We start from the raw sequence: 25,127 nt of genomic DNA, 5'->3' as shown, positions 1-25,127 counted from the left end.
TTCTCGGCGGGAGGTTGATCTACGAAATTGTTGTACTTGGTGGGCGTGTGTTTGTGAGTCATTCAGGGCGCGGCGGATCTGACGATGGCATGGCAGGCAAGGCGGCCCAGGTTGTGCCGCCGGTGCGTCGGGCTCCCTGAAACGTCGCGGGCGCACGGCCCGATGCGCGTCAACCGGGGACGAATTCGGCCCGAATCCGGGCGCGTGAAGTAAACTACGCGGTTACGACGCGCAGACCAGCGGAAAGCGTCGCGTTCTGCGCGGCGCTTTTGCATTTCTGCGGCGACTTTTTTGACGCTTCCAAACGCGAATCCGAGCCGCGCGCCAGCGTGGCGATAGAGCCAACGATGTCCCGAATTTCCATGTTTCCGCGTCAATCTCGCTTGTCGCGCGCCGTGTGCGGCGCGCTGGCGGTCCTCGCACTCGGCGCGGCCGCCTCGACCTGGGCCGCAGGCGACGCCGCGGCGGCCGAAGCCGGCGCGGCCGCGCCGCTCACCGTGACGGTCCAGCCGGGCCAGTCCCTCAACGATCTTGCCAAGGCGGCCACGCAGTCGAGCGATCCGGGCGTGCTGGCGCGCGCGGGCCGCGCGCTGTTCGACGCGAATCCGCAGGCGTTCATGAAGCGCGATCCCAGCCGGCTGAAGGTCGGCGCGACGCTGACGCTGCCGGCGCTCGATGCGACGGGTGCGGCGGTCGCATCCGGCGCTGTGGCGGCTTCCGGGGCGGCGCCTGCATCGGCCGCCGCGGCTTCGGCCGCGCACCCCGGTTCGGCGGCGCATCCCGCGTCGGCGGCGCTGGCGACCTCCGCAGCGTCTGCCGCCCACGCAGTGCAGCCGAGCGACGCACATGCGGCGACGGCGGCAGGCGCGTCGGCCGCCGTCGGTGCGTCCGCGGCTCACGGTGCATCCGCACCGGCCGTCCAGCCGGCGTCGCCGGCGGCCGGCGCGAGCAGCGGCCCGCACGTGTGGAGCGGCGCGATTCAGTCCGCGCCGTCATCCGCCAGCGAGGCGACGGTGCCGTCCGCGCAGGGCAGCATGGCCGCCGGCCCGAATGCCGCTCCGAATGCGGCGCCGGCCGCCGCCGCGTCGCAACCGCGTCCGTCCAGCCTGCAGCAGTTGCTCGCGCTGAAGAATCGCGTGCTGATGGAACTGCAGAAGCACGGCATCGGCAAGCCGGGCGCGACGGCCGGCGCGGGCAACGCGCCTGCGCCTTCCGCGCCGCGTGCGGCCGCGAACGACGCAAGCGCATCCGCCGCGGCGTCGAATGCCGATGCGGCCGCGGCAAGCGGCGTCGCGTCGAGTGCGGCGCAGCCGCAGACGGCGCCCGCGCGTCCCGCCGTGACGCCGGCGCCGACGCAGGCGGGAGCGGCAGGGCAGCTCGACTGGCGTGTGGCTTCCGCGGCCGGTGCGGCGGTGGTGCTGGTCGCCGGTTTCTTGTGGCGCAAGCGCCGCAACGCACGTCGCGACGAGGCAGCCGCCGGCGCCGCAACCGGCGCTGCCGGCAGTGACGACGTGACGCCGTCCCCGGTACAGGAACTGCCGATCCAGCCCGAGACGCCGGTGTCGCGCGATGCGGCGGCCGACGTGCATTTGGCGGCGGCGACCGCGGCGGCGGCAGAGACCGAGGCCGCCGAGGCGCACGTGCATCCCGACGTGCCGGTTGTGCCGGTGTCCGTCGAGCCCGAGCAAGCGGAACCTGCGGCGCATGTGCACGACGCGCCGGACGCTGCCGCCAATGTGGACAAGACCGCTGACGAGCCGGTCGATACGGTGCCTGCGATACAGTCGGCAGCAGACACGCAGCACGCGATCATGCAGAGCGCGATCACCGCGCTCGGCAGCCTCGACATGCCGCTGCCGCCGCGCGTGCTCGACGAATCGACGCCGGCGGCGCACGACACGGCCACGACGGCAGCGCTGTCTGCCGATGAGCAAGTCGCAACTAACGGTCAAGCCGCCCCGCGCCCGCCTATCGGTGCCGCGGATCCGACCCCGGAACATCTTGCCGAACAGGACGACGCGCTGGAGTGGGATGACGGCGCATTCCTGCACGGCCGTTCGGGCGCGACGTCGTCGGCCCCCGCGTTTGCACCGCTTGGCGGCGCGCAATTCGGCGCGCTGAAGCTCGATTTCGATCTCGACCTGCCGTCCGCGCCCGGCGCGGCGCTGCCGGCGCTCACACCCGACGAGCTGGCGCGCATCGCGCGCAACAAGCTCGACCTCGCGAGCGAATACGTCGAACTGGGCGACGTCGCCGGCGCGCGCACGCTGCTGCAGGAAGTCGTCGACGCGAACGACGCGGCGACGCGCGACGATGCGCGCGCGCTACTCGCGAAACTGGCGGCCGAGGCGTGATGCGGATCGCGCTCGGCATCCAATACGACGGCGCGGCGTTTTGCGGCTGGCAGTCGCAGCCGCACGGCAAGACCGTGCAGGACGCGCTCGAGCGCGCGCTGGCGGAGTTCGCGCAGACGCCGCTGCATACGACGGTGGCGGGGCGCACCGACACCGGTGTGCATGGGCTCGGGCAGGTCGTGCACTTCGATACCGAGCTGGACCGCGCGGATTTTTCATGGGTGCGCGGCACCAACGCGTTCCTGCCGCCGACGGTCGGGGTGCAATGGGCGAAGCCGATGCCGGACGCGTTCCACGCGCGCTTCTCGGCGTTCGAGCGCACCTATTACTACGCGCTGTACGTGCATCCGGTCCGTTCGCCGATGCTCGACAGCCGCGCCGGCTGGATCCACACGCCGCTCGATGACGACGCGATGCGCGAGGCCGCGGCGTGCCTGATCGGCGAGCATGACTTCTCGTCGTTCCGTTCGTCGGAATGCCAGTCGAAGACGCCGGTCAAGCACCTGTACCAGATCGACATCCGGCGCGTGGGCCACTTCCTTCATTTCCGGTTCCGCGCCAACGCGTTCCTGCACCACATGGTGCGCAACCTGATGGGCTGCCTCGTCGCGGTCGGGCGCGGCCGCTATCCGGCCGAGTGGCTCGCGGAGGTGCTCGCCGGCCGCGACCGCAACCGCGCGGCGCCGACCTTCATGGCCGACGGGCTGTATCTTGCCCATGTCGGCTATCCTGCGGAATTCGCCGTCCCGCCCGCGCAGCTCGGCAGCGTGCCGTGGAGCGGCGTCTGGGCTGATCTGGATCCACAACCATGACCGACCACGCGCTCCCACCCGATCCCGCCGCCGTGCCGCCGCGCACGCGCATCAAGCTGTGCGGCCTGTCGCGCCCCGAGGACGTGCTGCATGCGGCGGCGCTCGGCGCCGACGCGATCGGCCTCGTGTTCTACCCCAAGAGCCCGCGCGCGGTCACGATCGCGCAGGCGGCCGAGCTGGCGCGCCTCGCGCCGCCGTTCGTGTCGGTCGTCGGCCTGTTCGTAAACGCGAGTGCCGCCGAGATCGAGGCGGTGGTGCGTGACGTGCCGCTCACGCTGCTGCAGTTCCACGGCGACGAAACGCCTGAACAATGCGACGCGCTGGGCCGCGCGGCCCGGCTGCCGTGGCTGCGGGCGGTGCGCGTCGGCCCCTCGACGCAATCGGCCGATTTGGTAGAATCGGCTCTTCATTATTCGAAAGCGCGCGGCCTCCTGTTCGACACCCTCGTGCCGGACTACGGCGGCAGCGGCAAGGTCTTCGATTGGTCACTTATTCCCGCAGAGCTCGCGCGTCGGGCCGTTTTGAGTGGTGGCTTGAACGCGCAAAACGTCGGTGATGCGATTCGCCAGTTGCGTCCGTTCGCGGTCGATGTCTCCAGTGGCATCGAAGTGGAGGGCGCGAAGGGCGTGAAGGATCACGCCCGGATGGCGGCGTTCGTGCGCGCGGTGCGCGAAGCGGACGCCAAGTGATGCAAGCCGGTGCAGCGCCGCAAGCGGGGCGCGCACCGACCGATCGAGAGTGACACCATGTACAACCTTCCTGATGATCGCGGCCATTTCGGCCCGTATGGCGGCGTGTTCGTCGCCGAGACGCTGATTCACGCGCTGGACGAACTGCGCGCGGCGTATGCGAAATTCCAGAACGATCCCGACTTCGTCGCCGAATTCGAGCGCGAGCTGAAGCATTTCGTCGGCCGTCCGTCGCCGATCTACCACGCGCAGCGCTGGAGCGACACGCTGGGCGGCGCGCAGATCTACCTGAAGCGCGAAGACCTGAACCACACCGGCGCACACAAGATCAACAACGTGATCGGCCAGGCGCTGCTCGCGAAGCGGATGGGCAAGAAGCGCGTGATCGCCGAGACGGGCGCCGGCCAGCACGGCGTCGCGACCGCGACGATCTGCGCGCGCTTCGGGATGGAGTGCGTCGTCTACATGGGCGCCGAGGACGTGCGCCGCCAGGCCGCGAACGTGTACCGGATGAAGCTGCTCGGCGCGACGGTCGTGCCGGTCGAATCGGGTTCGCGCACGCTGAAGGACGCGCTCAACGAAGCGATGCGCGACTGGGTCACGAACATCGAGAACACGTTCTACATCATCGGCACGGTCGCGGGCCCGCACCCGTACCCGATGATGGTGCGCGATTTCCAGCGCGTGATCGGCGACGAGTGCAAGGTGCAGATGCCGGAACTCGCGGGCCGGCAGCCGGATGCGGTGATCGCCTGCGTCGGCGGCGGCTCGAACGCGATGGGCATCTTCTATCCGTACATCGACGACGCGTCCGTGCAGCTGATCGGCGTCGAGGCGGCCGGCGACGGCCTGGACACGGGCCATCACGCGGCCTCGCTGATCGCCGGCAGCCCCGGCGTGCTGCACGGCAACCGCACCTACCTGCTGCAGGACGACGACGGCCAGATCATCGAGACGCATTCGGTGTCGGCGGGCCTCGACTATCCGGGCGTCGGCCCCGAGCACGCATGGCTGAAGGACAGCGGCCGCGCGCAGTACGTCGGCATCACCGACGAGGAAGCGCTGAAGGCGTTCCACGACTGCTGCCGGATCGAAGGGATCATCCCGGCGCTCGAATCGAGCCACGCGATCGCGTATGGCGTGAAGCTCGCACCGACGCTGCCGAAGGACAAGATCCTGCTCGTCAACCTGTCGGGCCGGGGCGACAAGGACATGCACACGGTCGCCGAGCGATCGGGCATTACGCTCTGACCCCGACCGATGCGTGACCTGATCGAACAGCCGGCGGGCGGCGCCGCGAGCGAGGCGGAGGCGGTGCAAGCCGCCGTTGCCGAGGCGCGCGCGCTGCCCGCCGGCATCGAATTGCACAACCGCGATTTCATGACCGAAGCCGCCCGTTTGCCGGACGCGTCGATCGACCTGATCGTCGCCGATCCGCCGTACGGCCTCGGCAAGGACTACGGCAACGACTCGGACAAGCGCTCGGGCGACGCGTTTCTCGCGTGGACGCGCGAGTGGCTCGAGCTCGCGATTCCGAAGCTCAAGCCGAGCGGGTCGATGTACATCTTCTGCACGTGGCAGTACGCACCGGAGATCTTCAGCTTCCTGAAGACGAAGCTCACGATGGTCAACGAGATCATCTGGGACCGGCGCGTGCCGAGCATGGGCGGCACGACGCGCCGCTTCACGTCGGTGCACGACAACATCGGCTTTTTCGCGGTGTCCAAGGCGTATTACTTCGATCTCGATCCGGTCCGCATCCCGTACGACGCCGATACGAAGAAGGCCCGCTCGCGCAAGCTGTTCGAAGGCAGCAAGTGGCTGGAGATGGGCTACAACCCGAAGGACGTCTGGTCGGTCTCGCGCCTGCACCGGCAGCACGCGGAGCGCGTCGATCATCCGACCCAGAAGCCGCTGGAAATCATCGAGCGGATGGTGCTCGCAAGCTGCCCGCCGGGCGGCCGCGTGCTCGACCCGTTCATGGGCAGCGGCACGACCGCGGTGGCCTGCGCACGGCAGGGGCGCGACTTCGTCGGCTACGAGATCAACGAAAGTTATTGCGCGATCGCGCACGAGCGCGTTGCCGCGCTCGCTGCGCCGGCGTGCGCGTGAGTCGCGCCGCCGCTTCGCCGAACGAATCGAGGAAAATTGTCATGTCCCGTATCCAGCAGACCTTTGCCGCGCTCGCCGAACAAGGCCGAAAGGGCCTGATCCCGTTCATCACCGCCGGCGATCCGGACCCGGCGAAAACCGTCGACTTCATGCACGCGCTCGCCGAAGGCGGCGCGGACGTGATCGAGCTCGGCGTGCCGTTCTCCGACCCGATGGCCGACGGCCCCGTGATCCAGCGCTCGTCCGAGCGGGCGCTCGCGCGCGGCGTCACGATGAAGCGCGTGCTCGCCGACGTGAAGCGCTTTCGCGAGCGCGACCAGAAGACGCCCGTCGTGCTGATGGGCTATGCGAACCCGATCGAGCGGATGGGCGTCGACACGTTCGCCGCCGAAGCGAAGGCGGCCGGCGTCGACGGCGTGCTCGTCGTCGACTACCCGCCCGAGGAAGCGGCGGTGTTCGCCGAGAAGATGCGCGCCGCGCAGATCGATCCGATCTTCCTGCTCGCGCCGACGTCGACCGACGAACGCATCGCGGAAGTCGGCAAGATCGCGAGCGGCTACGTGTATTACGTGTCGCTCAAAGGGGTGACCGGCGCCGGAAATCTGGATGTTTCGAGCATTGCGGGTAAAATCCCGGCCATCAAGTCGCGAGTGCCGGTTCCGGTAGGCGTCGGCTTCGGCATTCGCGACGCCCAGACGGCGCGCGCGGTGGCCGAAGTGTCGGATGCCGTCGTGATCGGCAGCCGTCTGGTGCAGCTCCTCGAGAGCGCCGCGCCGGAAGGCGCCGTCGCCGAACTGAAGGCGTTCATGGCCGAGTTGCGCGCCGCGCTGGACGGCGCGGGCAAGACGGCCGCATAAACAACATAGGAAAGCGGGCAGGGCGCGCATCGCCCTGCCTGTCACGGAACAGGAAACCATACGATGAGCTGGCTCGACAAACTGTTGCCGCCGAAGATCAAGCAGACCGATCCGAAAAGCCGCAAGGGCATTCCGGAAGGCCTGTGGATCAAGTGCCCGTCCTGCGAGGCCGTGCTGTATCGCAACGACGTGGAGGCGAACCTGCACGTGTGCCCGAAATGCGATCACCACATGCGGATCGGTGCGCGCGAGCGCCTCGACGGGCTGCTCGATCCGGAAGGCCGCTATGAGATCGGCCAGGAGATCGTGCCGGTCGACACGCTGAAGTTCAAGGACAGCCGCAAGTATCCCGATCGTCTGAAGGAAGCGATCGACGAGACGGGCGAGACCGACGCGATGGTCGTGATGGGCGGTGCGATCCACACGCTGCCGGTCGTCGCCGCGTGCTTCGAGTTCTCGTTCATGGGCGGCTCGATGGGCTCGGTCGTCGGCGAACGCTTCGCGCGCGGCGCGCAGAATGCGCTCGAGCAGCACGTGCCGTTCATCTGCGTCACCGCTTCGGGCGGCGCGCGGATGCAGGAAAGCCTGCTGTCGCTGATGCAGATGGCGAAGACCACCGCGATGCTGACCAAGCTCGCCGAAGCGAAGCTGCCGTTCATCTCGGTGCTGACCGACCCGACGATGGGCGGCGTGTCGGCGAGCTTCGCGTTCCTCGGCGACGTCGTGATCGCCGAGCCGAAGGCGCTGATCGGCTTCGCCGGCCCGCGCGTGATCGAGCAGACGGTGCGCGAGAAGCTGCCGGAAGGCTTCCAGCGCGCGGAATTCCTGCTGAAGACGGGCGCGATCGACATGATCGTCGACCGCCGCAAGATGCGCGACGAGATCGCGCAACTGCTCGCGCTGCTGCAGCGCCAGCCGGCCGACGCGCTGGCCTGACCGGCGCAGGCGCAGGACTTTGAACCGCGCGCGTCGCCTGGCTCGTCGGCCAGGCGGCGCGCTTCGTTTTTTGGCGTAGTGGCGGTACCGAATCACGTTCAGACCCGATGAGCACTTTTCCCACTCTCGACGCGTGGCTTTCGCATCTCGAACGCGCGCACCCGGTCGGCATCGACATGGGCCTGGCCCGCATCGGCCAGGTCAAGGCAGCCCTCGGGCTCGAATTCGCGTGCCCGGTGATCACCGTCGGCGGCACCAACGGCAAGGGTTCGACCTGCGCATTCCTCGAGACGATCCTCGTGCGGGCCGGCTACAAGGTCGGCTGCCACACGTCGCCGCACCTGCTCGAATTCAACGAGCGGGCGCGGGTGAACGGCCAGACGGTCACCGATGACGAACTGCTGCCGCACTTCGAGGCGGTCGAGGCGGCGCGCACGTCGCTGCCCGAGCCGGTATCGCTCACGTACTTCGAATTCACGACGCTCGCGATCCTGCACCTGTTCGCGTCGCGCGGGCTCGACGCGGTGATCCTCGAAGTCGGCCTCGGCGGCCGGCTCGACGCGGTCAACATCATCGACACCGACTGCGCGATCGTCACCAGCATCGACATCGACCACACCGAATACCTCGGCGACACGCGCGAGCAGATCGCGTTCGAGAAGGCCGGGATCTTCCGTCCGGGCAAGCCGGCGATCTGCGGCGACCCGGCCGCGCCGCAGACGCTGGTCGACCATGCGGAAGCGATCGGCGCGGACCTGTGGCTCGTCGGCCGCGATTTCCGCTACGAGGCGCAGCCGGGCGCGGAACGCCAGCAGTGGAGCTACCTCGGCCGCGACAAGCGCTATCCGGCGCTCGCGTACCCGGCGCTGCGCGGCGCAAACCAGCTGATCAATGCGTCGGCCGCGCTCGCCGCGCTCGAGTCGCTGCGCGCGGTGCTGCCGGTGTCCGCGCAGGACATCCGGCTCGGGCTCGCGAACGTCGAGCTGCCGGGCCGCTTCCAGGTGCTGCCCGGCAAGCCGGCGATCGTGCTCGACGTCGCGCACAACCCGCACGCGGCGGCCGTGCTCGCGCAGAATCTCGGCAACATGGGCTTCTTTCCGTACACATACGCGGTGTTCGGCGCGATGCACGACAAGGACATCGACGGCGTGCTGCAGCACCTGAAGGGCGAGATCGACCACTGGTGCGTGACCGATCTGCCGCTGCCGCGCGCGGCGAGCGCCGAGCAGCTGGAAGCCGCGCTGCGCCACGCGGGCGTCGAGGATGGCGCGGATTCGAGCGTCACGCGCTACACGTCGCCGGCCGATGCGTTTCGCGATGCACTAAAAAGAGCATCGGAGAATGATAGAATCGTGGTTTTCGGCAGTTTCCATACGGTAGCTGGCGTGATGGCCTATCGTAAATCGCAGCAACACTGACTGACGGGCAGTTTCGGACTCAGCCATTCATGGGAATTTTCTCGTTCGGCAAGAAAGACGACGACGCGCCCACCCGGCGCGGCGGTCGTACCGGGGCCTCCCGGAACGTGCGTAGCGAGCGCACTGAACGCGTCGAGCGCCGCTCGCGCCGCACCGAGCGTCCGGAATCGGACGCGCTGCTCCTCGATCCGACCCTTCCAGAAAAGCAACGCGCGCGCCGCCGCCTCGTCGGCGCGATCGCGCTCGTGGTGGCCGCCGTCATCGTGCTGCCGATGGTGCTCGACTCGCACCCGAAGCCGGTGACCGACGACATCTCGATCGACATCCCGAACCGCCCCGCGCACCAGGCCGCCGCGCAGCGCAGCGACGAAGACGCATCCGACGTGCAGGCCGGCGTCGCGCACGACGAGCCGCCCGCATCCGACACGGCGATCGCCGCGGCCGTGCCTGCCGCGAAGGAACCCGCCAAGGAAGCCGCCAAGCCGGCGGCGAAGCCCGATACCCCGACCACCACCGCCAGCGTGGCGCCGAAACCCGCGCCGAAGCCGGCTGCGCCCGCCGCGAAGCCGGCAGCGCCGAAGCCGGCGCCGGCTGCCGTCGCGAACGCCGATGCGGCCGGTTCGGACGGCGATGCCGCGACACCGTCGTCGCCGGCCGGCGCGCGGTTCGCGGTGCAGCTCGGGTCGTTCAAGGACGACGCGACGGCGCGGTCGTGGGCCACCAAATTGAAATCGGCGGGCGTGCCCGCATATGTCGAACATCGCAAGCAGGCCGACGGCAGCATGGCCACGCAATTGCGTGCAGGGCCGTTCGCGGATCGCGCGGCGGCGTCCGCCGCGATCGCGAAAGTGCGCGAAGCCGGGTTGACCCAGTAACGCACGATGCTGACCGCTTTCGACTACGCTGTATTGGTGGTAATCGTGTTGTCGGCGCTGCGCGGTGCGTGGCGCGGCTTCGTATCGGAGATTTTCGGGCTGATCGGCTGGATTGCGGCGATCGTGATCGCGAGCCGCTACGTCGGGCTCGTGGTGCCGTACATGCCGGCGAACTGGCCGGGCGGCGCGCTGACGCAGTGGGTGCTCGGGTTCGCGCTGCTGGTGATCGGCGTGGTGTTCGTGGCCGGCGTCGCGAACGCGCTGCTGTCGCGGATCGCGCAGGCCTCGGGCCTCGGCGGCGTCGACCGGTCGCTCGGCATGATGTTCGGGCTCGTGCGCGGCGGCGTGCTGGTGGTGCTGCTGGTCGCGGCAGCCGGGCTGACCGAGCTGCCGAAACAGGAATTCTGGCGCAATGCGCTTTTGCGTCCGATTGCCGAACAGGGCGTGCATGAGCTGAAGTCGCTCCTGCCCGACGGCATGGCCCAGTACGTACGCGTGTGACGACGCGGCGGCCGGGCAGGACGGAACCGTTTTTGTATCCTCTGAAGGACATGCCATGTGCGGCATCGTAGGTGTTATCTCCCAATCCCCGGTCAACCAGCTGATCTATGACAGTCTGCTGCTCCTGCAGCATCGCGGTCAGGACGCGGCGGGCATCGCGACGGCGGACGGCAGCAATTTCCATATGTACAAGGCGAACGGCATGGTGCGCGACGTGTTCCGCACGCGCAACATGCGCAGCCTGCCCGGCACGTACGGCATCGGCCAGGTCCGCTACCCGACCGCCGGTTCGGCGTCGAGCGAGGCCGAGGCGCAGCCGTTCTACGTGAATGCGCCGTTCGGGATCATCCTCGCGCACAACGGCAACCTGACCAACTGGCAGCAGCTGAAGGACGAGATGTTCCGGATCGACCGCCGGCACATCAACACCAACTCCGACAGCGAGGTGCTGCTCAACGTGTTCGCGCACGAGCTGCAGCTGTCGACGACGGGCCTCGAGCTCGATCCGGCCGCGCTGTTCAAGGCGGTCGCGGGCGTCCATCGCCGCGTGCAGGGCTCGTACGCGATCGTGTCGCTGATCGCCGGCTACGGCCTGCTCGCGTTCCGCGATCCGTTCGGCATTCGCCCGCTCTGCATCGGCAAGCTCGAAACCGAGCACGGCACCGAATGGATGCTCGCGTCGGAATCGGTCGCGGTCGAGGGCATCGGCTTCGAGTTCGTGCGCGACGTGCAGCCGGGCGAGGCGATCTTCATCGACCAGGCCGGCAACTTCCACAGCCAGCAGTGCGCGGAGCAGCCGACCCTCAATCCGTGCATGTTCGAGTACGTGTACCTCGCGCGTCCGGATTCCTGCCTCGACGGCGTGCCGGTCTACAACGTGCGCCTGCGCATGGGCGACTACCTCGCGGAGAAGATCAAGCGCGAGCTGCCGAACGTGCCGATCGACGTCGTGATGCCGATTCCCGATTCGTCGCGGCCGGCCGCGATGCAGGTCGCCGCGAAGCTCGGCGTCGAGTATCGCGAGGGCTTCTTCAAGAACCGCTACGTCGGCCGCACGTTCATCATGCCGGGCCAGGCGGTGCGCAAGAAGTCGGTGCGCCAGAAGCTCAACGCGATGAGCATCGAGTTCAAGGACAAGCACGTGCTGATCGTCGACGATTCGATCGTGCGCGGCACGACCTCGCACGAGATCGTGCAGATGGCGCGCGATGCGGGCGCGAAGTCGGTGATCTTCGCGTCGGCCGCGCCGCCCGTGAAGTTCCCGAACGTGTACGGCATCGACATGCCGACGCGCGGCGAACTGGTCGCACACGGCCGCAGCGACGAGGAAGTCGCGAAGATCATCGGCGCCGACCACCTGATCTACCAGGACGTCGACGACCTGCGCCGCGCGGTGCGCGACATCAACCCGAAGCTCGAACGCTTCGAGGCGTCGTGCTTCGACGGCAACTACATCACCGGCAACATCACGCCCGAGTACCTCGACGCGATCGAGCGCGCGCGTCTCGCGCCGGCGTCGCAGGCCGACCGCGACGCGAGCGGCGACACCGCGCGTTCGCAGATGAACCTGCAACTGTCGGTGGAGTGAGCCCGGCACACGCTGCCGGACAAGCGTGATAGGATGTGGCCTTGCGTCGATTTGATTTCAGCTTGCGGACGCGGGGCTTCCTCCCCAAACAGCTAAAGCGAAGGCCGGCGGCAGCCGGCCCGAGTCGACCGCTGTCGTACCGCACCGAAGCCCGCTGATGCCGACGCATAGCGGGCTTTTTGTTTGGTCTGGTCCGCGCGACGCCGCGCGGACATCGAAAACGGAAAACGCAACATGGACGACTCACTCAACTTCGACACGCTGGCCGTGCGCGCGGGCACGCTGCGCAGCGATTTCAACGAGCACTCGGAAGCGCTGTTCCTCACGTCGAGCTTCTGCTTCAAGAGCGCGGCCGAAGCGGCGGAGCGCTTCGCGAATTCGGAAGACTACTTCACCTATTCGCGCTTCACGAACCCGACCGTGACGATGTTCCAGGAACGTCTCGCGGCGCTCGAGGGCGGCGAGGCGTGCATCGCGACCGCGTCGGGGATGGCCGCGATCATGTCGGTCGTGATGGCCGCACTGCAGGCGGGCGACCATATCGTCAGCTCGCGCAGCCTGTTCGGCTCGACGCTCGGCATGTTCTCGCAGATCTTCAGCAAGTTCGGCATCACGACGACCTTCGTCGATCCGACCGACCTGAATGCATGGAAGGAAGCGGTGCGTCCGGAAACCAGGATGTTCTTCCTCGAGACGCCGTCGAACCCGCTGACCGAACTCGCCGACATCGAAGCGATCGGCAAGATCGCGAAGGCCGCGAACGCGCTGTTCGTCGTCGACAACTGTTTCTGCAGCCCGGTGTTGCAGCAGCCGCTGAAGCTCGGCGCGGACGTCGTGATGCACTCGGCGACGAAGTTCCTCGACGGCCAGGGGCGCGTGCTCGGCGGCGCGCTCGTCGGCTCCAGGGAATTCATCATGGGCAAGGTGTTCCCGTTCGTGCGCAGCGCGGGCCCGACGCTGTCGGCGTTCAACGCGTGGGTGCTGCTGAAGGGGATGGAGACGCTGTCGCTGCGCGTCGAGCGCCAGTCGGCGAACGCGCTGGAACTCGCGCAATGGCTCGATACGCATCCGGCTGTCGCGCGCGTGTTCTATCCGGGCCTCGCATCGCATCCGCAATATGAACTCGCGAAGCGCCAGCAGAAGGCGGGCGGGGCAGTCGTGTCGTTCGAGCTGAAGGGCGACACGCCGGAGCAGCAGCGTGCGAACGCGTGGCGCGTGATCGACGGCACGAAGCTGATCTCGATCACCGGCAACCTCGGCGACACGCGCACGACGATCACCCATCCGGCCACCACGACGCACGCGCGCATCACGCCGGAAGCGCGCGCGGCCGCGGGGATCACCGAAGGGCTGATCCGTCTCGCGGTCGGCCTGGAGGATGCGACCGACGTGCGCAACGATCTCGCGCGCGGCCTCGAAGGCTGAACGCGGCGGCGCACCGGCCGCCGCGGCCTGGCGCGAACGCGTCAGGTGCGCGCGGCCGGTGTGCCGCGCAGCGCGTCCACCATCCAGCGCAGCGTATCGTCGAGCGGCGTGACGGGCCATTCGCCCACCGCGCGACGCAGCTTGTCGCGCGAGCCGCTCAGGCTTTTCACCTCGTTCTGCCGCACGAAACGCGGGTCGACCGTCACGTCGATCACGTAGCCCGCGATGCGCGACAGCATCGCCAGCACTTCCTTCAATGCATATGCGCGCTCCGAGCAGACGTTGAACGTCTCGCCGGCCGGCGCCGCTTCGATCAGCCGCAGGTATGCGGCCGTCACGTCGCGCACGTCGGAGAAATCGCGGCTCACGTCGAGATTGCCGAGCGAGATGCGCGGTTCGCCGCGCGCAAAATGCGCGGCGAGCTTCGGCAGCAGGTACGCGTCGCTCTGGCCGACGCCCGTGTAGTTGAACGGGCGCGCGATCACGATCGGCAGCCGGTCGAGCCACAGCTTCGCCGCGTATTCCATTGCGAGCTTGCTCACCGCGTAGTCGTTCGCGGGCGCGGGCGCGACGCTCTCGTCGAGCACGCCGGGCGTCGCGTTGCCGTAGACGTTCGCGCTGCTCGCGAGCAGCACCGCGGACGGGCGGCGGTCGAGGCCCGCGACGGCAGCCAGCAGGTTGCGCGTGCCGACGATGTTGACCTGGTAGGTCTGCGCCGGCGCATCCTGCGCGACGTGCGCGCGGGCGGCAAGGTGCACGACCGCGTCGGGCCGCGCGTCGGCCGCCGCGGCGCGCAGCGCGTCCGCGTCGAGCAGGTCGGCGGGCAGCAGTGTGCAGTTCGCGAGCGCCGGATCGTCGGGCGGCGGCGTGCCGGGCGCGATCGTGCCCCACACTTCATAGCCGGCCGCTTCGAGGCGTTCCGCCATGTAGCGGCCGGTGAAGCCGGTCAGGCCCGTGACGAGCGCACGGCGCGACCGGTGTTCAAAACGTGTCATGGTGCTGGTTCCGCGTCAAATCCGCTTCGACCATCATCTGGCAAAGCTGTTCGAGCGTCGTCTTCGGCTGCCAGCCGAGCTTGGATTTGGCCTTGTCCGCGCAGCCGATCAGCAGGTCGACTTCGGCCGGCCGGTAGAACTTCGGGTTCACTTCGACGAGCACGTCGCCCGTCGCCGCGTCGAGGCCGCGCTCCTGCTCGGCCTTGCCGGTCCATTCGATCTGGTAGCCGGCGGCCGCGAATGCCATCCGCACGAAGTCGCGCACGGTCTCGGTGCGGTTGGTCGCGAGCACGTAGGTATCGGGCTCGTCGGCCTGCAGCATCCGCCACATCCCTTCGACATATTCGAGCGCGAAGCCCCAGTCGCGCTTCGCGTCGAGATTGCCGAGCTCGAGGTGCTTCGCCTTGCCGAGCTTGATCTTCGCGACGGTGTCGGTGATCTTGCGCGTGACGAACTCGCGGCCGCGCAGCGGCGACTCGTGGTTGAACAGAATCCCGCTGCTGCCGAACAGGCCGTACGACTCGCGGTAGTTCACCGTCGTCCAGTGCGCGAACAGCTTCGCGACGCCGTACGGGCTGCGCGGGTAGAAGGTCGTGGTTTCCGTCTGCGGGATCGCCTGCACCTTGCCGAACATTTCGGAGGTCGAAGCCTGGTAGAAGCGCGTCTTCGGGCTGACGACGCGGATCGCCTCGAGCAGGTTCAGCGTGCCGAGGCCCGTCACTTCGGCGGTGGTCGACGGCTGGTCGAACGACACGCCGACGAAGCTCTGCGCGGCCAGGTTGTACAGCTCGTCCGCCTGCGTGCGCTCGAGCAGGCGCAGGCTCGAACCGGCATCGGTCAGGTCGTGCTCGACGAGCGTGAGGTTCGGGTGCGTGTCGACGCCGAGCTCGGCGATGCGCCAGAAATTGACCGAGCTGGTGCGGCGGTAGGTGCCCGTGACCTGGTAGCCCTTGTCCAGCAGCAGCTTGGTCAGGTAGGCGCCGTCTTGCCCCGTCACCCCGGTAATGATGGCCTTGCGAGTTTGGCTCATGGCGATGTCCTAGTCGAAACGATGAAATGGTCAAGCGGTGGTGCGTGCCGCCGCCGGGAGCGCGCCGCGCGCGGGGCCGCGCGTGAGACGGCGCTCGAAGCCGTACCAGCAGGCGGTGGCGTACGCGAGCGTGATCGCGAGCGCGAGCGCGGCGGTCACGTAGCGGTTCAGGTGCAGCGGCCACAATGCGTACAGCACGCTGAGATGGATCAGGTACACGGTGTAGCTGACGGTGCCCACGTAGACGAGCGCGGGGTGCGTCAGCACGCGCTGCACGAGGCCGCGGCCGCGCAGCGCGATCACGACGATCGACGTGCACAGCAGCAGCGACACGCTGTACAGCGCCGCATTCGACAGCGGCGTGTTCGCCGCGCGGAAGCGCGGGAACGACAGGTGCAGCCAGCCGAGGATCGCGAGCGACACCAGCACGCCGGCGATCGCGAGCGGGTAGAACGGCTCCAGCGCGCGGCGGTCGCGGCGCAGCACGATCGCGAGCAGCGCGCCCGCGGCGAGCAGGTCCATGCGGAACGGCGTCAGGTAGTAGATCGGCCAGAACGCGTCGAACCACGGCGTCGCGATCGCGCGCAGCACGGGCGCGGCGACGATCAGCGCGGCCGCGATCCACAGCAGCGCGCGCTCGGAGCACCACAGCACGACGAACGGCCAGAAGATGTAGAACTGCTCCTCGACCGCGAGCGACCACAGCACGTTGAGGCTGTCGTGGCCGATGCTGCCGAGCGACAGCCCGATGTTGGTCGAGAAGAACGCGAACCACGGCCAGTGCGGCAGCCAGGTCGCGCCGAACAGCAGCGCCGACACGACGAGCAGCAGCACGTACGGCGGCAGGATGCGGCGCACGCGGCGCGCGTAGAAGTGGCCGAAGTACGACTGCCCGCGCGCCTTGCGTTCGAGCAGGATGCCGGTGATCAGCAGGCCGCTCAGCACGAAGAACAGGTCGACGCCCATCCACAGCGGCGCCTTCAGCGCGTGCTGCAGGAACACGGCGCCCACGGCGATCGCGCGCAGCCCGTCGAGCTGGACGATGCGGCCGTGTTGCGGGAGCGGCGTGTCGGCGACGCGTCGCGCATTCGATGCGTGAATGTAATCCATGCGATTAAGTGGAATATCGAAGCGAAATCGATTCTAGGGAAAAGAAATCGGCAAAAAAACGCGCGTCAATCGCGCGCAGAAAAACATTCGATTTCCGGTCGCATCGATCACGTAAAGAAAAAATATCCGCCCGATTGGCGTGGATCGGCCCGGATCGGCTGCCTCGGTGCGGCATTTTCTACAGCCCGGGCCATGCGGGGCGGTCGTTCTTGCCGCTTTGCCGCCGCTTGGTGGACGGGTTCCGGTTCGATATTTCACGCGGAAACATCCCCAAATATTTCCAAATTTCTTGTGATTATTTTTGCTTGTAACCTGCATCGCGTCGTTTGAAACCCATTTAGCGACACGGCATTCGCATGGCTTTGCACCGCGGCGCCGGGTCGTTGAAGCATCGATGGAGAAACGCATTGCGACGTCTGATACTGGCTGGCATGGCGGTGTGCGCGGCGCTGCTGACGTGCGCCGCGCCGGCCGAAACGGTGTTGCCCGCGACGACCTCGTGGATCGGCAACACGTTCGGCTATGGCGACGGCACCTGGACGCAGATCGACATCCGCGCGATCGCGGTGACGCCCGACGGCAAGGTGTATACGAATGCGCCGTGGGACGAGAGCGGCGCGGAAGCGAGCGTCTACCAGGACGGCAAGATGCTCGGCTTCGCCGGCGGCACGCACGGCTGGGGCAATCTCGGCGGCAATGCGGTCGCGGTGAACGGCAAGTATGCGTATGTCGCGATCGGCGTCGGCAACGAGCGCGGCCATCTCGTGTCGCCCGGCATCTGGCCGGAGAAGGGCAAGCAATGGTTCGGCATCTCGCGGCGCACGCTCGGCGACACGAAGCAGGCCGCGCCGTTTCGCTCCGCGCCGCAGGTGGCGGCGGGCGGCCGGGCGGACGCCGGCCGCGCGCGGATGGCCGCGAGCTTCATGATGCTCAACGAAGTGCCGGCCGCCGCGAAGCCGGATGCGGGCGAGCTGAAGGCGGAAGTCGGCGGCCTCGCGGCCGACGACCGGACGCTGTTCGCGACCAATCCGTCGCATGACGAAGTCGTCGTGTACGACGCCGAGACGATGCAGAAGAAGGGCGCGTGGAACGCGCACGAGCCGGGCCGCATCGCGCTCGCGGGCGACGGCACGCTGTGGCTGCTCACGGATACGGTGAGCGGGCCCGCGCGTCTCGCGCACGTCCGCGCGGACGGCCGCCGGATCGACGACGCGCCCGCGCTGCCGGAGAACGCCGAAGCGGTCGACGTGACGGTCGATGCGAAGGGCCGCGTGCTGGTTGCCGACAACGGCCCGCGCCAGCAGATCCTGATCTTCGCGAAAGGCGACAAGGGCTATGCGCTGGCCAGCACGTTCGGCGAGCGCGGCGGCATCTTCGCGGGCCCGGTGCCGGGCCGGCCGGGGCCGCAGCGCTTCAACGGACTGACCGGCGTCGGCGTCGACCGCGCCGGCAATCTCTACGTCGCGACCAACGGCATCGGGCCGCGCCACGACACGATCGGCGCGGGGCTCGGCGCGGTGCTCGAGAGCTATGCGCCGGACGGCAAGCTGCGCTGGCAGGTGCAGGGGCTGCTGTTCGTCGACGGCGCGTGGGTCGACCCCGCGCGGCCGAACAGCGTCTACACGGGCAACAAGCGCTTCGAGCTCGACCTGTCGAAGCCGGCCGGCCAGGAATGGAAATACGCGGGCTTCCTGTCGAACCGCTTCAAGTATCCGGACGATCCGGTGTTCCACGTCGACCAGTGGCCGGGCACGCCGATGGCGCGCCGCCTCGACGGCCGCACGTTCCTGTACCTGACCGACATGTACGCGGATCACCTGAAGATCTACCGCTTCGACGCGAAGCGCGACGGCGAGGTGGCGATTCCGTCGGGGCTGATCGCCGGCCGCGCGCGGCCGGTCGACAAGGTGCCGAACAAGCCGCCGGGCGGCGACTGGATGTGGCGCGACGCGAACGGCAACGGCCGGCTCGACGCCGACGAGTTCGACATCAACACGACGGGCAAGGCGAAGGCGGGCGGCTGGGGCTGGTGGGTCGACACGAAGGGCGACATCTGGCGCACGAGCGACGTGCGCGGCATCCACCGGTTCCGTTACGGCGGCGTCGACAAGGCCGGCAACCCGATCTATGCGTACGACAAGGTCACGACCTACCCGATGCCGCAGCCGTTCACGCAGCTGCGCCGCGCGCTCTACGAGCCGCAGACGGACACGCTGTACGTGACCGGCTACACGCCGGACGCGCCGCCGCAGCCCGGCATCAACAAGGAAGTGGGGCGCGTGCTGACCCGCTTCGACAAGTGGTCGACCGGCTCGCCGGTCGCGCGCTACACGATCGCGCTGCCGTGGCAGCCGGACGCGAAGCCGATCCTCACGCTGGCCGGGATCACGGTCGAGGGCCGCTACCTGTTCGCGGTGGAACCGGTCGGCAAGATCCACGTGTACGACAAGGAAAGCGGCAAGGAGCTCGGCGTGATGAACCCGGGGCCGGAGGTCGGCCGGGCATCCGGCTGGGTCGACGTGCCGTTCGGCATCAGCGCGTACCGGCGCGAGAACGGCGAGTACCTCGTGTTCGTCGAGGAAGACGCGCGCGGCAAGGTGCTGATGTATCGCTGGAAACCGTGACGGGCGGCGCGTCGTCACCCGGCACAAGGCGGAAGCATGGACAAAGGCATTCTCAAGAACGTTTCGATCAATTTCATCGGGCTGATCCTGCCGACCTTCGTGTCGCTGGTGACGGTGCCTGCGTATATCCACGCGCTCGGCGTCGAGCGCTACGGCGTGGTCAGCCTCGTGTGGACGCTGATCGGCTATTTCGGGATCCTCGATCTCGGGATGAGCATGGCCGCGCAGAACCACATCTCGAAGGCGCTCGCGAGCGGCAACGACGCCGAAAGCGCGCGCGTGTTCTGGAGCGCGTTCTGGCTGAACCTCGGCACCGGCATCGTGGGCGGGCTGCTGATCTACTTCGGCGCGTTCGTCTACACCGCGTATTTCACGAAGGTGTCGGCCGAGATGCAGCACGAGGTGTATCTCGCGCTGCCGTGGCTCGCGCTCGCGATTCCGCTCGCGAACGTGTCGTGGGTGTTCGCCGGCGCGATCAACGGCGCCGAGCGCTTCGGCGTGTTCAACACGAACCAGACGATCGGCACGTTCCTGTTCCAGCTGCTGCCGCTCGGCGCCGCGTGGTGGATCGCGCCGAACCTGCAGACGGTGCTGGCCGCCGCGGTGGTCGCGCGGCTGGTCGCGGCGGTGATGCTCGGCCACGCGAGCCTGAAGGTGCTCGGCATCCGCCGCATCGATCCGCCGCAGTGGGGCACCGCGAAGGGGCTGTTCAACTTCGGCGGCTGGATGCTGATCGCGAGCACGACCAGCATGATCGCCGACACGCTCGACCGCGTGATGCTCGGCGCGGGCATGGGCGCGAAGTTCGTCACCTATTACACGGTGCCGCAGAACCTCGTCACGCGCCTGAACATGCTGCCGAACGCGCTCGTGCGCACGCTGTTCCCGCGCCTGTCGGCGGTCGGCCGCGAGCACGCCGATACGCTCGCGCGGCAGTCGCTCGAATTCCTGAACGGCGTGTTCACGCCGGTCGGCATCGTCGCGATCTTCGCGCTCGCGCCGTTCCTGACGCTGTGGGTCGGCCCCGATCTCGCCGCGCATTCGGCGCCGGTCGGCCGCGTGCTGGTGATCAGCGTGTGGCTCGTCGGGCAGGCGAGCGTCACGCGGATCCTGATCCAGTCGCAGGTCAATCCGTCCCGCGCGGCGTTCGCCGGGCTCGTCCAGATGCCGTTCTTCGTCGGCGGCCTGTGGTTCGGCATCCATCACTTCGGGCTGACCGGCGCGGCGGTGGTCGTCGCGGCGCGCGCGCTCGTCGATTACGGCGTGCTGCTTTACCTGTCGGCGATCCGCATGCGCGCGATCGTGCTCGACATGGCCGCGCATCTCGCCTTCCTGCTCGCGAGCCTGTTTCTCGCGCAGGCGTGGCCGGGGCTCGTCGAGTCGATCGGCCTCTGCGCGGTCGTGCTGGTGCTGAACGTCGCGTGGTCGCTCACGATGACGCCGGGCCTGCGCGCGCTCGTGCGCGATCTTTTTGTCCGTCTCAATGCGAGGAGAACCGCATCATGAATCGCGATCTGGCGGAACACGCCTTAGTGAATCTGGCCGCGGCCGATGCCGCCGCCGTCGCCGAACCCCGTGACGCCGCCGCGCTGCGCCGCACCGCGCCGGCCGAACCCGCGGCCGCGCGCCATGCGGCCCGGCCGCTGCGCGTGGCGATCGTGCACGACTGGCTCGTCACGTACGCGGGCGCCGAGCGGGTGCTCGAGCAGATCGTCGCGTGCTTTCCGGACGCGGACCTGTTCAGCCTCGTCGATTTCCTCGACGATCGCGCGTTCGTGCGCGGCAAGCCGGTCACGACGTCGTTCATCCAGAAGCTGCCGTTCGCGCGCACCAAGTACCGCAGCTACCTGCCGCTGATGCCGCTCGCGATCGAGCAGCTCGACGTGTCGGGCTACGATCTCGTGATCTCGAGCAGCCATGCGGTCGCGAAGGGCGTGCTGACCGGGCCCGACCAGGTGCACATCAGCTACGTGCATTCGCCGATCCGCTATGCGTGGGACCTGCAGCACCAGTACCTGGAACAGTCGAACCTCACGCATGGGCCGAAATCGCTGCTCGCGCGGATGATCCTGCACTACATCCGCAACTGGGACACGCGCACCGCGAACGCGGTCGACGGCTTCGTCGCGAATTCCGCGTTCATCGCGCGGCGCATCAAGAAGGTCTACCAGCGCGACGCCGACGTGATCTTTCCGCCGGTGGACGTCGACGCGTTCTCGCTGAACCCGGTCAAGGAGGATTTCTACCTGACCGCGTCGCGGATGGTGCCGTACAAGAAGATCGACCTGATCGTCGAAGCGTTCTCGCAGACGCCCGAGCGCAAGCTGGTCGTGATCGGCGACGGCCCGGAAATGCAGAAGGTCCGCGCGAAGGCCGGCCCGAACGTCGAGATCATGGGCTACCAGCCGTTCGCGGTGCTGCACGACCGGATGCGCCGCGCGAAGGCGTTCGTGTTCGCGGCCGAGGAGGATTTCGGCATCTCGGTGGTCGAGGCGCAGGCGTGCGGCACGCCCGTCATCGCGTACGGCAAGGGCGGCGCGCTCGAGACGGTGTGCGACCCGCAGTCGGGCGCGCAGCCGACCGGGCTGTTCTTCGACGAGCAGACGGCGCGCGCGATCGTGGCGGCGGTCGACGATTTCGAGCGCGCGCCGCAGCGGTTCACGCCGCAGGCGTGCCGCACGAATGCCGAGCGGTTCTCCGCCCAGACGTTTCGGCAGCGCTTCCTCGACTACGTCGAGGCCGCGCTGCCCGGCGCGACCGCGCAGCCGCGCGCCGGCGCGATGCCGCCGCCCGCCGCGCACGGCCCGGCGACGCTGGTGCTCGACCAGAGCGGCGTGCTGGGCGGCGCCGAGCTGTCGCTGCTGGAGATCATGAAGCACATGCGCGCGAACGCCGACGTGCTGCTGTTCGCCGACGGGCCGTTCCGCGCGGCGCTCGACGAGATCGGCGCGCGCGTCGACGTCGTCGAGCAGGGCGCGCTGGCGGGCGTGCGCAAGCAGGGCGGCGTGTCGGCCGGCGCGGTGAAGGAGCTGATCCGGCTGGTGCGCGACGTCGCGCGCCGCGCGCGCCGCGCCGAGGTGATCTACGCGAACACCCAGCGCGCGATGGTGGTCGCCGCGCTGGCCGGGCGGCTTGCGCGCAAGCCGGTGGTCTGGCATCTGCGCGACATCGTCAGCGACGACCATTTCGGCCGCAAGCAGCTGCTCGCGATCAAGCATTGCGCGCGGCTCGGCGTGACGCGGGTGATCGCGAACTCCGACGCGTCCGCGCAGGCGTTCCGTGCGCTGACGGGCTTCACGCCGCAGCATGTCGACGTCGTGTTCAACGGCATCTCGGCCGAGCCGTTCGACGCGCTGGCGGGCGTCAGCCAGGCCGCGCTGCGCGCGCGCTTCGGCCTGCCCGAGCATGCGTGGCTGGTCGGCTCGTTCAGCCGGCTCGCGCGCTGGAAGGGCCAGCACGTGCTGCTGGAAGCCGCCGCGCGCCACCCGGAGCTGCATGTCGTGCTGGTCGGCGCGCCGCTGTTCGGCGAGGACGACTATGCGGCGCAGCTGCATGACATTGTCGCTCGGCACGGGATGGGCGACCGCGTGCACTTCCTCGGCTTCCAGCGCGACGTGGCCGCGTGCATGAAGGCGGTCGACGTCGTCGCGCACACGTCGATCACGCCCGAGCCGTTCGGCCGCGTGATCGTCGAGGGGATGCTCGCGCGGCGGCCGGTGGTCGCGGCGCGCGCGGGCGGCGTGGTCGAGATCATCGAGCACGACGACAACGGCCTGCTGTGCGAGCCGGGCGATGCGCACGCGCTGGGCGCGGCGCTGGCCGCGCTGCAGTCGGATCGCCAGCTGCGCGAGCGGCTCGTCGCGAGCGGCCACGTAACGGCGCTGCGCCGCTTCGGCACGAAGACCTACGTGGAGCGTGTCGAGAAGATCCTGGCGGATACCGCGCGCGCGGCGAAGAAGAGGCGGTAAAGCCCGCATGGCCGCATGAATGCGGCATGCCGGATCGGCCCCCGGGCGGCAATGCGCCGTTCCGGGGGCTTTGTCTTTGTCCGCTTACGGCCGGGAAGGTCGGTGCGCGTCGCGCCTGACGATGCTGCACGGCGATGCATCGAAAGGGCGCTTGGTCGAAGAAAGCGAAATCGGCAGGCCGTGACGGCGCACAAGCAAAAACCCCCGCACGGCCATCCGCCGTGCGAGGGTTTCGGTGCCGCGCCGGGCGCTCAGGCGGCGCGTTCGGGCGTCGGCGTGACGACGCGCGCGCCGCGCGACGGCTTGAAGCTCGCCGACCAGCGCATCGCGGGCAGCTCGAACAGCCGGTAGAACAGGTAGGCGACCGGAATCGCGAGCGCCATGAACGCGAACGACGGCCAGATCGACAGCTGCAGTTCGGAGTGGAACAGCACCGAGCCGAGGCAGACGAACAGCGGCAGGTGGATCAGGTATAGCGAATAGCTGAAATCGCCGAACCAGCCGAGCACGCTCAGCGGCCGCGTCGGGCGCGGCGGACAGGCGAGCGCACGGTACAGGAAGCACGCGAAGCCGGCCGCCCACAGCTGGAACGCGCCGTACTGGCCGAAGTGGAACGCGGCGCAGCCGGCGGCCAGCAGCACGGCGGCCGCCGCGTACCACGCGCGCGACGGCGCGGCGGCGGGCGCCGCGCGGCGCAACTGCTGCGCGCGCACGTCGGCGATCCACGCGCCGATCGTCCACGACAGCCAGTACGACGTGAAGAACTGCAGGTCGTGCCGTTCGAGCAGCCAGGCCGATGCGACGTTGACGAGCGCCACCGCGGCCACGACGGCCGGCATGCCGATGCGCCGCCGCACGGCGAACAGCAGCGGATAGATCGCGTAGAACTGCACTTCGAGCGACAGCGTCCACAGCGCGCCGTTCGAGCCGTACGTGTAGCCGGCGACGCCCTGCAGCGAGAACAGGTTCACGAGGAACGCGGTCAGGCCGACGTCGCGGATCTTGTGGCTGACGGGCTCGATCTGCAGGCTGACCGCGTCGAGCGCGAGCGTGAACAGCAGCGCGGCGAGCAGCACCGGATAGATGCGCGCGAAGCGGCGCGCCCAGAAGTTCGGCGCGTTCAGCCGGTACGACGGGTCGGCGGCGAGCTTGAGCGACGCGTTGCGGTGGATGCAGTAGCCGCTGATCACGAAGAAGATCGGCACGCCGGCCGAGCCCCACGCGAACGGGAAGGTCAGGTAGCCGACGAGCACGCTCGGGTCGAGCGCATGGCCGTAGGCGCGATGAAAGCCTTGCATCCCGACCCAGACGACCTGCCGGCAGTGGAAATAGGCGACGAGCAGCGCCGCGAAGCCGCGCATCGCGTCGATCACGTGCTCCTTGTGATCGGCGGCGGGCGGCGCATTCACAGTCGATCCGCTGAATGCTTGCATGCGATTCGGTTCCTTGCGACGAATGGAGGGGAAGTTGCGCTCCATCGTAATCCGCAAGAAATCGCTCAATGAATAAAAAAATCGCGCACTGAAATAATGACATTCCATCTCGCGGATTTATTCAGTCCCGATATCGGTTTCAGCGTGCGGCCAATTATTTGTCGATTTTTTTCTGATAGTTTGAAGCTCCAGTTGATAGATGCAAGGAGCGGCAAGATGGACATGCACTGGATCGCGAGCGCAGCAGTATTGGTGATCATGGCCGTACTGTCGGCGTACCGCGAGGCGCTGAAGAACGAGCCGATTCGACCGGCCTTCGAATGGGGCGGCGCGCCCTATGCCGAGGAATTCGAATCGTAAGAATTTGTATCCGGAAAATCGGTAAATTGTCGCCGGCCGG

The 25,127-nt window shown here is 68.3% G+C and carries 21 protein-coding genes; 17 read left to right on the top strand and 4 right to left on the bottom strand.

The features are described 5' to 3' along the window. Window positions 1-347: 347 nt before the first annotated feature. The 12 genes from HWY45_RS01235 (at window position 348) to HWY45_RS01180 (ending at window position 13,567) form a co-directional block, all read left to right on the top strand. Window positions 348-2,354: a FimV/HubP family polar landmark protein gene (locus HWY45_RS01235; protein ID WP_059884286.1), complete on the top strand. Its 2,007-nt coding sequence runs from the start codon at window positions 348-350 to the stop codon at window positions 2,352-2,354. Continuing rightward, a complete protein-coding gene (truA, locus tag HWY45_RS01230; protein WP_059563515.1) occupies window positions 2,354-3,166 on the top strand; it encodes a tRNA pseudouridine(38-40) synthase TruA in 813 nt (270 codons plus the stop codon). Before HWY45_RS01235 ends, truA begins: the two co-directional genes overlap by 1 nt. After that, window positions 3,163-3,855 carry a phosphoribosylanthranilate isomerase gene (locus tag HWY45_RS01225; protein ID WP_059884285.1) on the top strand — a complete coding sequence of 231 codons (693 nt, stop codon included), beginning with the start codon at window positions 3,163-3,165 and terminating at the stop codon, window positions 3,853-3,855. The genes truA and HWY45_RS01225 overlap by 4 nt, the downstream gene beginning before the upstream one ends. 57 nt (window positions 3,856-3,912) lie before the next feature. Beyond that, window positions 3,913-5,106: a tryptophan synthase subunit beta gene (gene trpB / locus HWY45_RS01220; RefSeq protein ID WP_059884284.1), complete on the top strand. Its 1,194-nt coding sequence runs from the start codon at window positions 3,913-3,915 to the stop codon at window positions 5,104-5,106. A 9-nt stretch (window positions 5,107-5,115) separates the two neighbouring features. After that, on the top strand, window positions 5,116-5,967 hold the full coding sequence (locus HWY45_RS01215; RefSeq protein ID WP_017329989.1) for a DNA-methyltransferase: 852 nt from the start codon (window positions 5,116-5,118) through the stop codon (window positions 5,965-5,967). Window positions 5,968-6,008: 41 nt separating this feature from the next. Then, window positions 6,009-6,824 carry a tryptophan synthase subunit alpha gene (trpA, locus tag HWY45_RS01210; RefSeq protein ID WP_059884283.1) on the top strand — a complete coding sequence of 272 codons (816 nt, stop codon included), beginning with the start codon at window positions 6,009-6,011 and terminating at the stop codon, window positions 6,822-6,824. Between the two features lie 63 nt (window positions 6,825-6,887). Beyond that, window positions 6,888-7,760 carry an acetyl-CoA carboxylase, carboxyltransferase subunit beta gene (gene accD / locus HWY45_RS01205; protein ID WP_059563519.1) on the top strand — a complete coding sequence of 291 codons (873 nt, stop codon included), beginning with the start codon at window positions 6,888-6,890 and terminating at the stop codon, window positions 7,758-7,760. Window positions 7,761-7,867: 107 nt separating this feature from the next. Continuing rightward, on the top strand, window positions 7,868-9,178 hold the full coding sequence (gene folC / locus HWY45_RS01200; RefSeq protein WP_059884282.1) for a bifunctional tetrahydrofolate synthase/dihydrofolate synthase: 1,311 nt from the start codon (window positions 7,868-7,870) through the stop codon (window positions 9,176-9,178). Between the two features lie 29 nt (window positions 9,179-9,207). Next, window positions 9,208-10,053 (top strand): SPOR domain-containing protein, encoded by an 846-nt coding sequence (locus HWY45_RS01195; protein WP_059884281.1) that lies wholly within the window; start codon window positions 9,208-9,210, stop codon window positions 10,051-10,053. Window positions 10,054-10,059: 6 nt separating this feature from the next. Next, window positions 10,060-10,554, top strand: a complete 495-nt coding sequence (locus HWY45_RS01190) for a CvpA family protein (RefSeq protein WP_059563522.1) — start codon at window positions 10,060-10,062, stop codon at window positions 10,552-10,554. Window positions 10,555-10,609: 55 nt separating this feature from the next. Then, window positions 10,610-12,142 (top strand): amidophosphoribosyltransferase, encoded by a 1,533-nt coding sequence (purF, locus tag HWY45_RS01185; protein WP_059563523.1) that lies wholly within the window; start codon window positions 10,610-10,612, stop codon window positions 12,140-12,142. A 234-nt stretch (window positions 12,143-12,376) separates the two neighbouring features. Continuing rightward, entirely contained in the window at window positions 12,377-13,567 is a 1,191-nt protein-coding gene (locus tag HWY45_RS01180; RefSeq protein WP_059884280.1) for an O-succinylhomoserine sulfhydrylase, read from the top strand. 41 nt (window positions 13,568-13,608) lie between these two features. Here HWY45_RS01180 and HWY45_RS01175 read toward each other — a convergent pair whose 3' ends face one another. Genes HWY45_RS01175 through HWY45_RS01165 form a run of 3 tightly spaced genes read right to left on the bottom strand, consistent with a single transcriptional unit; the run spans window position 13,609 to window position 16,702 of the window. After that, window positions 13,609-14,562 (bottom strand): NAD-dependent epimerase/dehydratase family protein, encoded by a 954-nt coding sequence (locus HWY45_RS01175; RefSeq protein WP_059884279.1) that lies wholly within the window; start codon window positions 14,560-14,562, stop codon window positions 13,609-13,611. Further along, window positions 14,549-15,592: a GDP-mannose 4,6-dehydratase gene (gmd, locus tag HWY45_RS01170; RefSeq protein ID WP_059884278.1), complete on the bottom strand. Its 1,044-nt coding sequence runs from the start codon at window positions 15,590-15,592 to the stop codon at window positions 14,549-14,551. The genes HWY45_RS01175 and gmd overlap by 14 nt, the downstream gene beginning before the upstream one ends. A 30-nt stretch (window positions 15,593-15,622) precedes the next feature. Continuing rightward, window positions 15,623-16,702 carry an acyltransferase family protein gene (locus HWY45_RS01165; protein ID WP_059884277.1) on the bottom strand — a complete coding sequence of 360 codons (1,080 nt, stop codon included), beginning with the start codon at window positions 16,700-16,702 and terminating at the stop codon, window positions 15,623-15,625. On the opposite strand from HWY45_RS01165, the gene HWY45_RS01160 reads away from it, so the two are divergent. From HWY45_RS01160 to HWY45_RS01145, 4 genes are all read left to right on the top strand, one after another. Continuing rightward, window positions 16,688-17,032 carry a hypothetical protein gene (locus HWY45_RS01160; protein ID WP_170304013.1) on the top strand — a complete coding sequence of 115 codons (345 nt, stop codon included), beginning with the start codon at window positions 16,688-16,690 and terminating at the stop codon, window positions 17,030-17,032. The genes HWY45_RS01165 and HWY45_RS01160 overlap by 15 nt on opposite strands. A 101-nt stretch (window positions 17,033-17,133) precedes the next feature. Next, a complete protein-coding gene (locus HWY45_RS01155) occupies window positions 17,134-19,326 on the top strand; it encodes an NHL repeat-containing protein (RefSeq protein ID WP_059884276.1) in 2,193 nt (730 codons plus the stop codon). Window positions 19,327-19,362: 36 nt separating this feature from the next. Beyond that, the gene (locus HWY45_RS01150; protein ID WP_059884275.1) at window positions 19,363-20,832 is read left to right on the top strand and encodes an oligosaccharide flippase family protein; all 1,470 of its coding nucleotides are present in this window, start codon (window positions 19,363-19,365) and stop codon (window positions 20,830-20,832) included. Next, on the top strand, window positions 20,829-23,294 hold the full coding sequence (locus HWY45_RS01145; protein ID WP_059884274.1) for a glycosyltransferase family 4 protein: 2,466 nt from the start codon (window positions 20,829-20,831) through the stop codon (window positions 23,292-23,294). Before HWY45_RS01150 ends, HWY45_RS01145 begins: the two co-directional genes overlap by 4 nt. Window positions 23,295-23,545: 251 nt before the next feature. On the opposite strand, the gene HWY45_RS01140 is transcribed toward HWY45_RS01145, so the two are convergent. Continuing rightward, window positions 23,546-24,727: an acyltransferase family protein gene (locus HWY45_RS01140; protein WP_059884273.1), complete on the bottom strand. Its 1,182-nt coding sequence runs from the start codon at window positions 24,725-24,727 to the stop codon at window positions 23,546-23,548. 216 nt (window positions 24,728-24,943) lie between these two features. On the opposite strand from HWY45_RS01140, the gene HWY45_RS36575 reads away from it, so the two are divergent. Then, window positions 24,944-25,087: a hypothetical protein gene (locus HWY45_RS36575; protein WP_017329973.1), complete on the top strand. Its 144-nt coding sequence runs from the start codon at window positions 24,944-24,946 to the stop codon at window positions 25,085-25,087. The last annotated feature ends 40 nt before the right edge of the window (window positions 25,088-25,127 follow it).

Origin of the sequence: Burkholderia stagnalis (assembly GCF_902830275.1) — a bacterium.
GTDB classification, from domain to species: Bacteria; Pseudomonadota; Gammaproteobacteria; order Burkholderiales; family Burkholderiaceae; genus Burkholderia; species Burkholderia stagnalis.
Note: the sequence above shows the minus strand (reverse complement) of the source record. Positions and strands in the feature narration are given on the sequence as shown.

Bases quoted from the DNA above. Each gene is read 5' to 3' on its own strand.
- purF (WP_059563523.1), top strand. From the start codon at position 10,610: ATGTGCGGCATCGTAGGTGTTATCTCCCAATCCCCGGTCAACCAGCTG.
- HWY45_RS01155 (WP_059884276.1), top strand. From the start codon at position 17,134: ATGGCGGTGTGCGCGGCGCTGCTGACGTGCGCCGCGCCGGCCGAAACG.
- gmd (WP_059884278.1), bottom strand. From the start codon at position 15,592: ATGAGCCAAACTCGCAAGGCCATCATTACCGGGGTGACGGGGCAAGAC.
- HWY45_RS01180 (WP_059884280.1), top strand. From the start codon at position 12,377: ATGGACGACTCACTCAACTTCGACACGCTGGCCGTGCGCGCGGGCACG.
- HWY45_RS01145 (WP_059884274.1), top strand. From the start codon at position 20,829: ATGAATCGCGATCTGGCGGAACACGCCTTAGTGAATCTGGCCGCGGCC.
- truA (WP_059563515.1), top strand. From the start codon at position 2,354: ATGCGGATCGCGCTCGGCATCCAATACGACGGCGCGGCGTTTTGCGGC.
- HWY45_RS01225 (WP_059884285.1), top strand. From the start codon at position 3,163: ATGACCGACCACGCGCTCCCACCCGATCCCGCCGCCGTGCCGCCGCGC.
- trpB (WP_059884284.1), top strand. From the start codon at position 3,913: ATGTACAACCTTCCTGATGATCGCGGCCATTTCGGCCCGTATGGCGGC.
- HWY45_RS36575 (WP_017329973.1), top strand. From the start codon at position 24,944: ATGGACATGCACTGGATCGCGAGCGCAGCAGTATTGGTGATCATGGCC.
- HWY45_RS01215 (WP_017329989.1), top strand. From the start codon at position 5,116: ATGCGTGACCTGATCGAACAGCCGGCGGGCGGCGCCGCGAGCGAGGCG.
- HWY45_RS01190 (WP_059563522.1), top strand. From the start codon at position 10,060: ATGCTGACCGCTTTCGACTACGCTGTATTGGTGGTAATCGTGTTGTCG.
- HWY45_RS01140 (WP_059884273.1), bottom strand. From the start codon at position 24,727: ATGCAAGCATTCAGCGGATCGACTGTGAATGCGCCGCCCGCCGCCGAT.
- HWY45_RS01195 (WP_059884281.1), top strand. From the start codon at position 9,208: ATGGGAATTTTCTCGTTCGGCAAGAAAGACGACGACGCGCCCACCCGG.
- HWY45_RS01235 (WP_059884286.1), top strand. From the start codon at position 348: ATGTCCCGAATTTCCATGTTTCCGCGTCAATCTCGCTTGTCGCGCGCC.
- trpA (WP_059884283.1), top strand. From the start codon at position 6,009: ATGTCCCGTATCCAGCAGACCTTTGCCGCGCTCGCCGAACAAGGCCGA.
- HWY45_RS01150 (WP_059884275.1), top strand. From the start codon at position 19,363: ATGGACAAAGGCATTCTCAAGAACGTTTCGATCAATTTCATCGGGCTG.
- accD (WP_059563519.1), top strand. From the start codon at position 6,888: ATGAGCTGGCTCGACAAACTGTTGCCGCCGAAGATCAAGCAGACCGAT.
- HWY45_RS01175 (WP_059884279.1), bottom strand. From the start codon at position 14,562: ATGACACGTTTTGAACACCGGTCGCGCCGTGCGCTCGTCACGGGCCTG.
- folC (WP_059884282.1), top strand. From the start codon at position 7,868: ATGAGCACTTTTCCCACTCTCGACGCGTGGCTTTCGCATCTCGAACGC.
- HWY45_RS01165 (WP_059884277.1), bottom strand. From the start codon at position 16,702: ATGGATTACATTCACGCATCGAATGCGCGACGCGTCGCCGACACGCCG.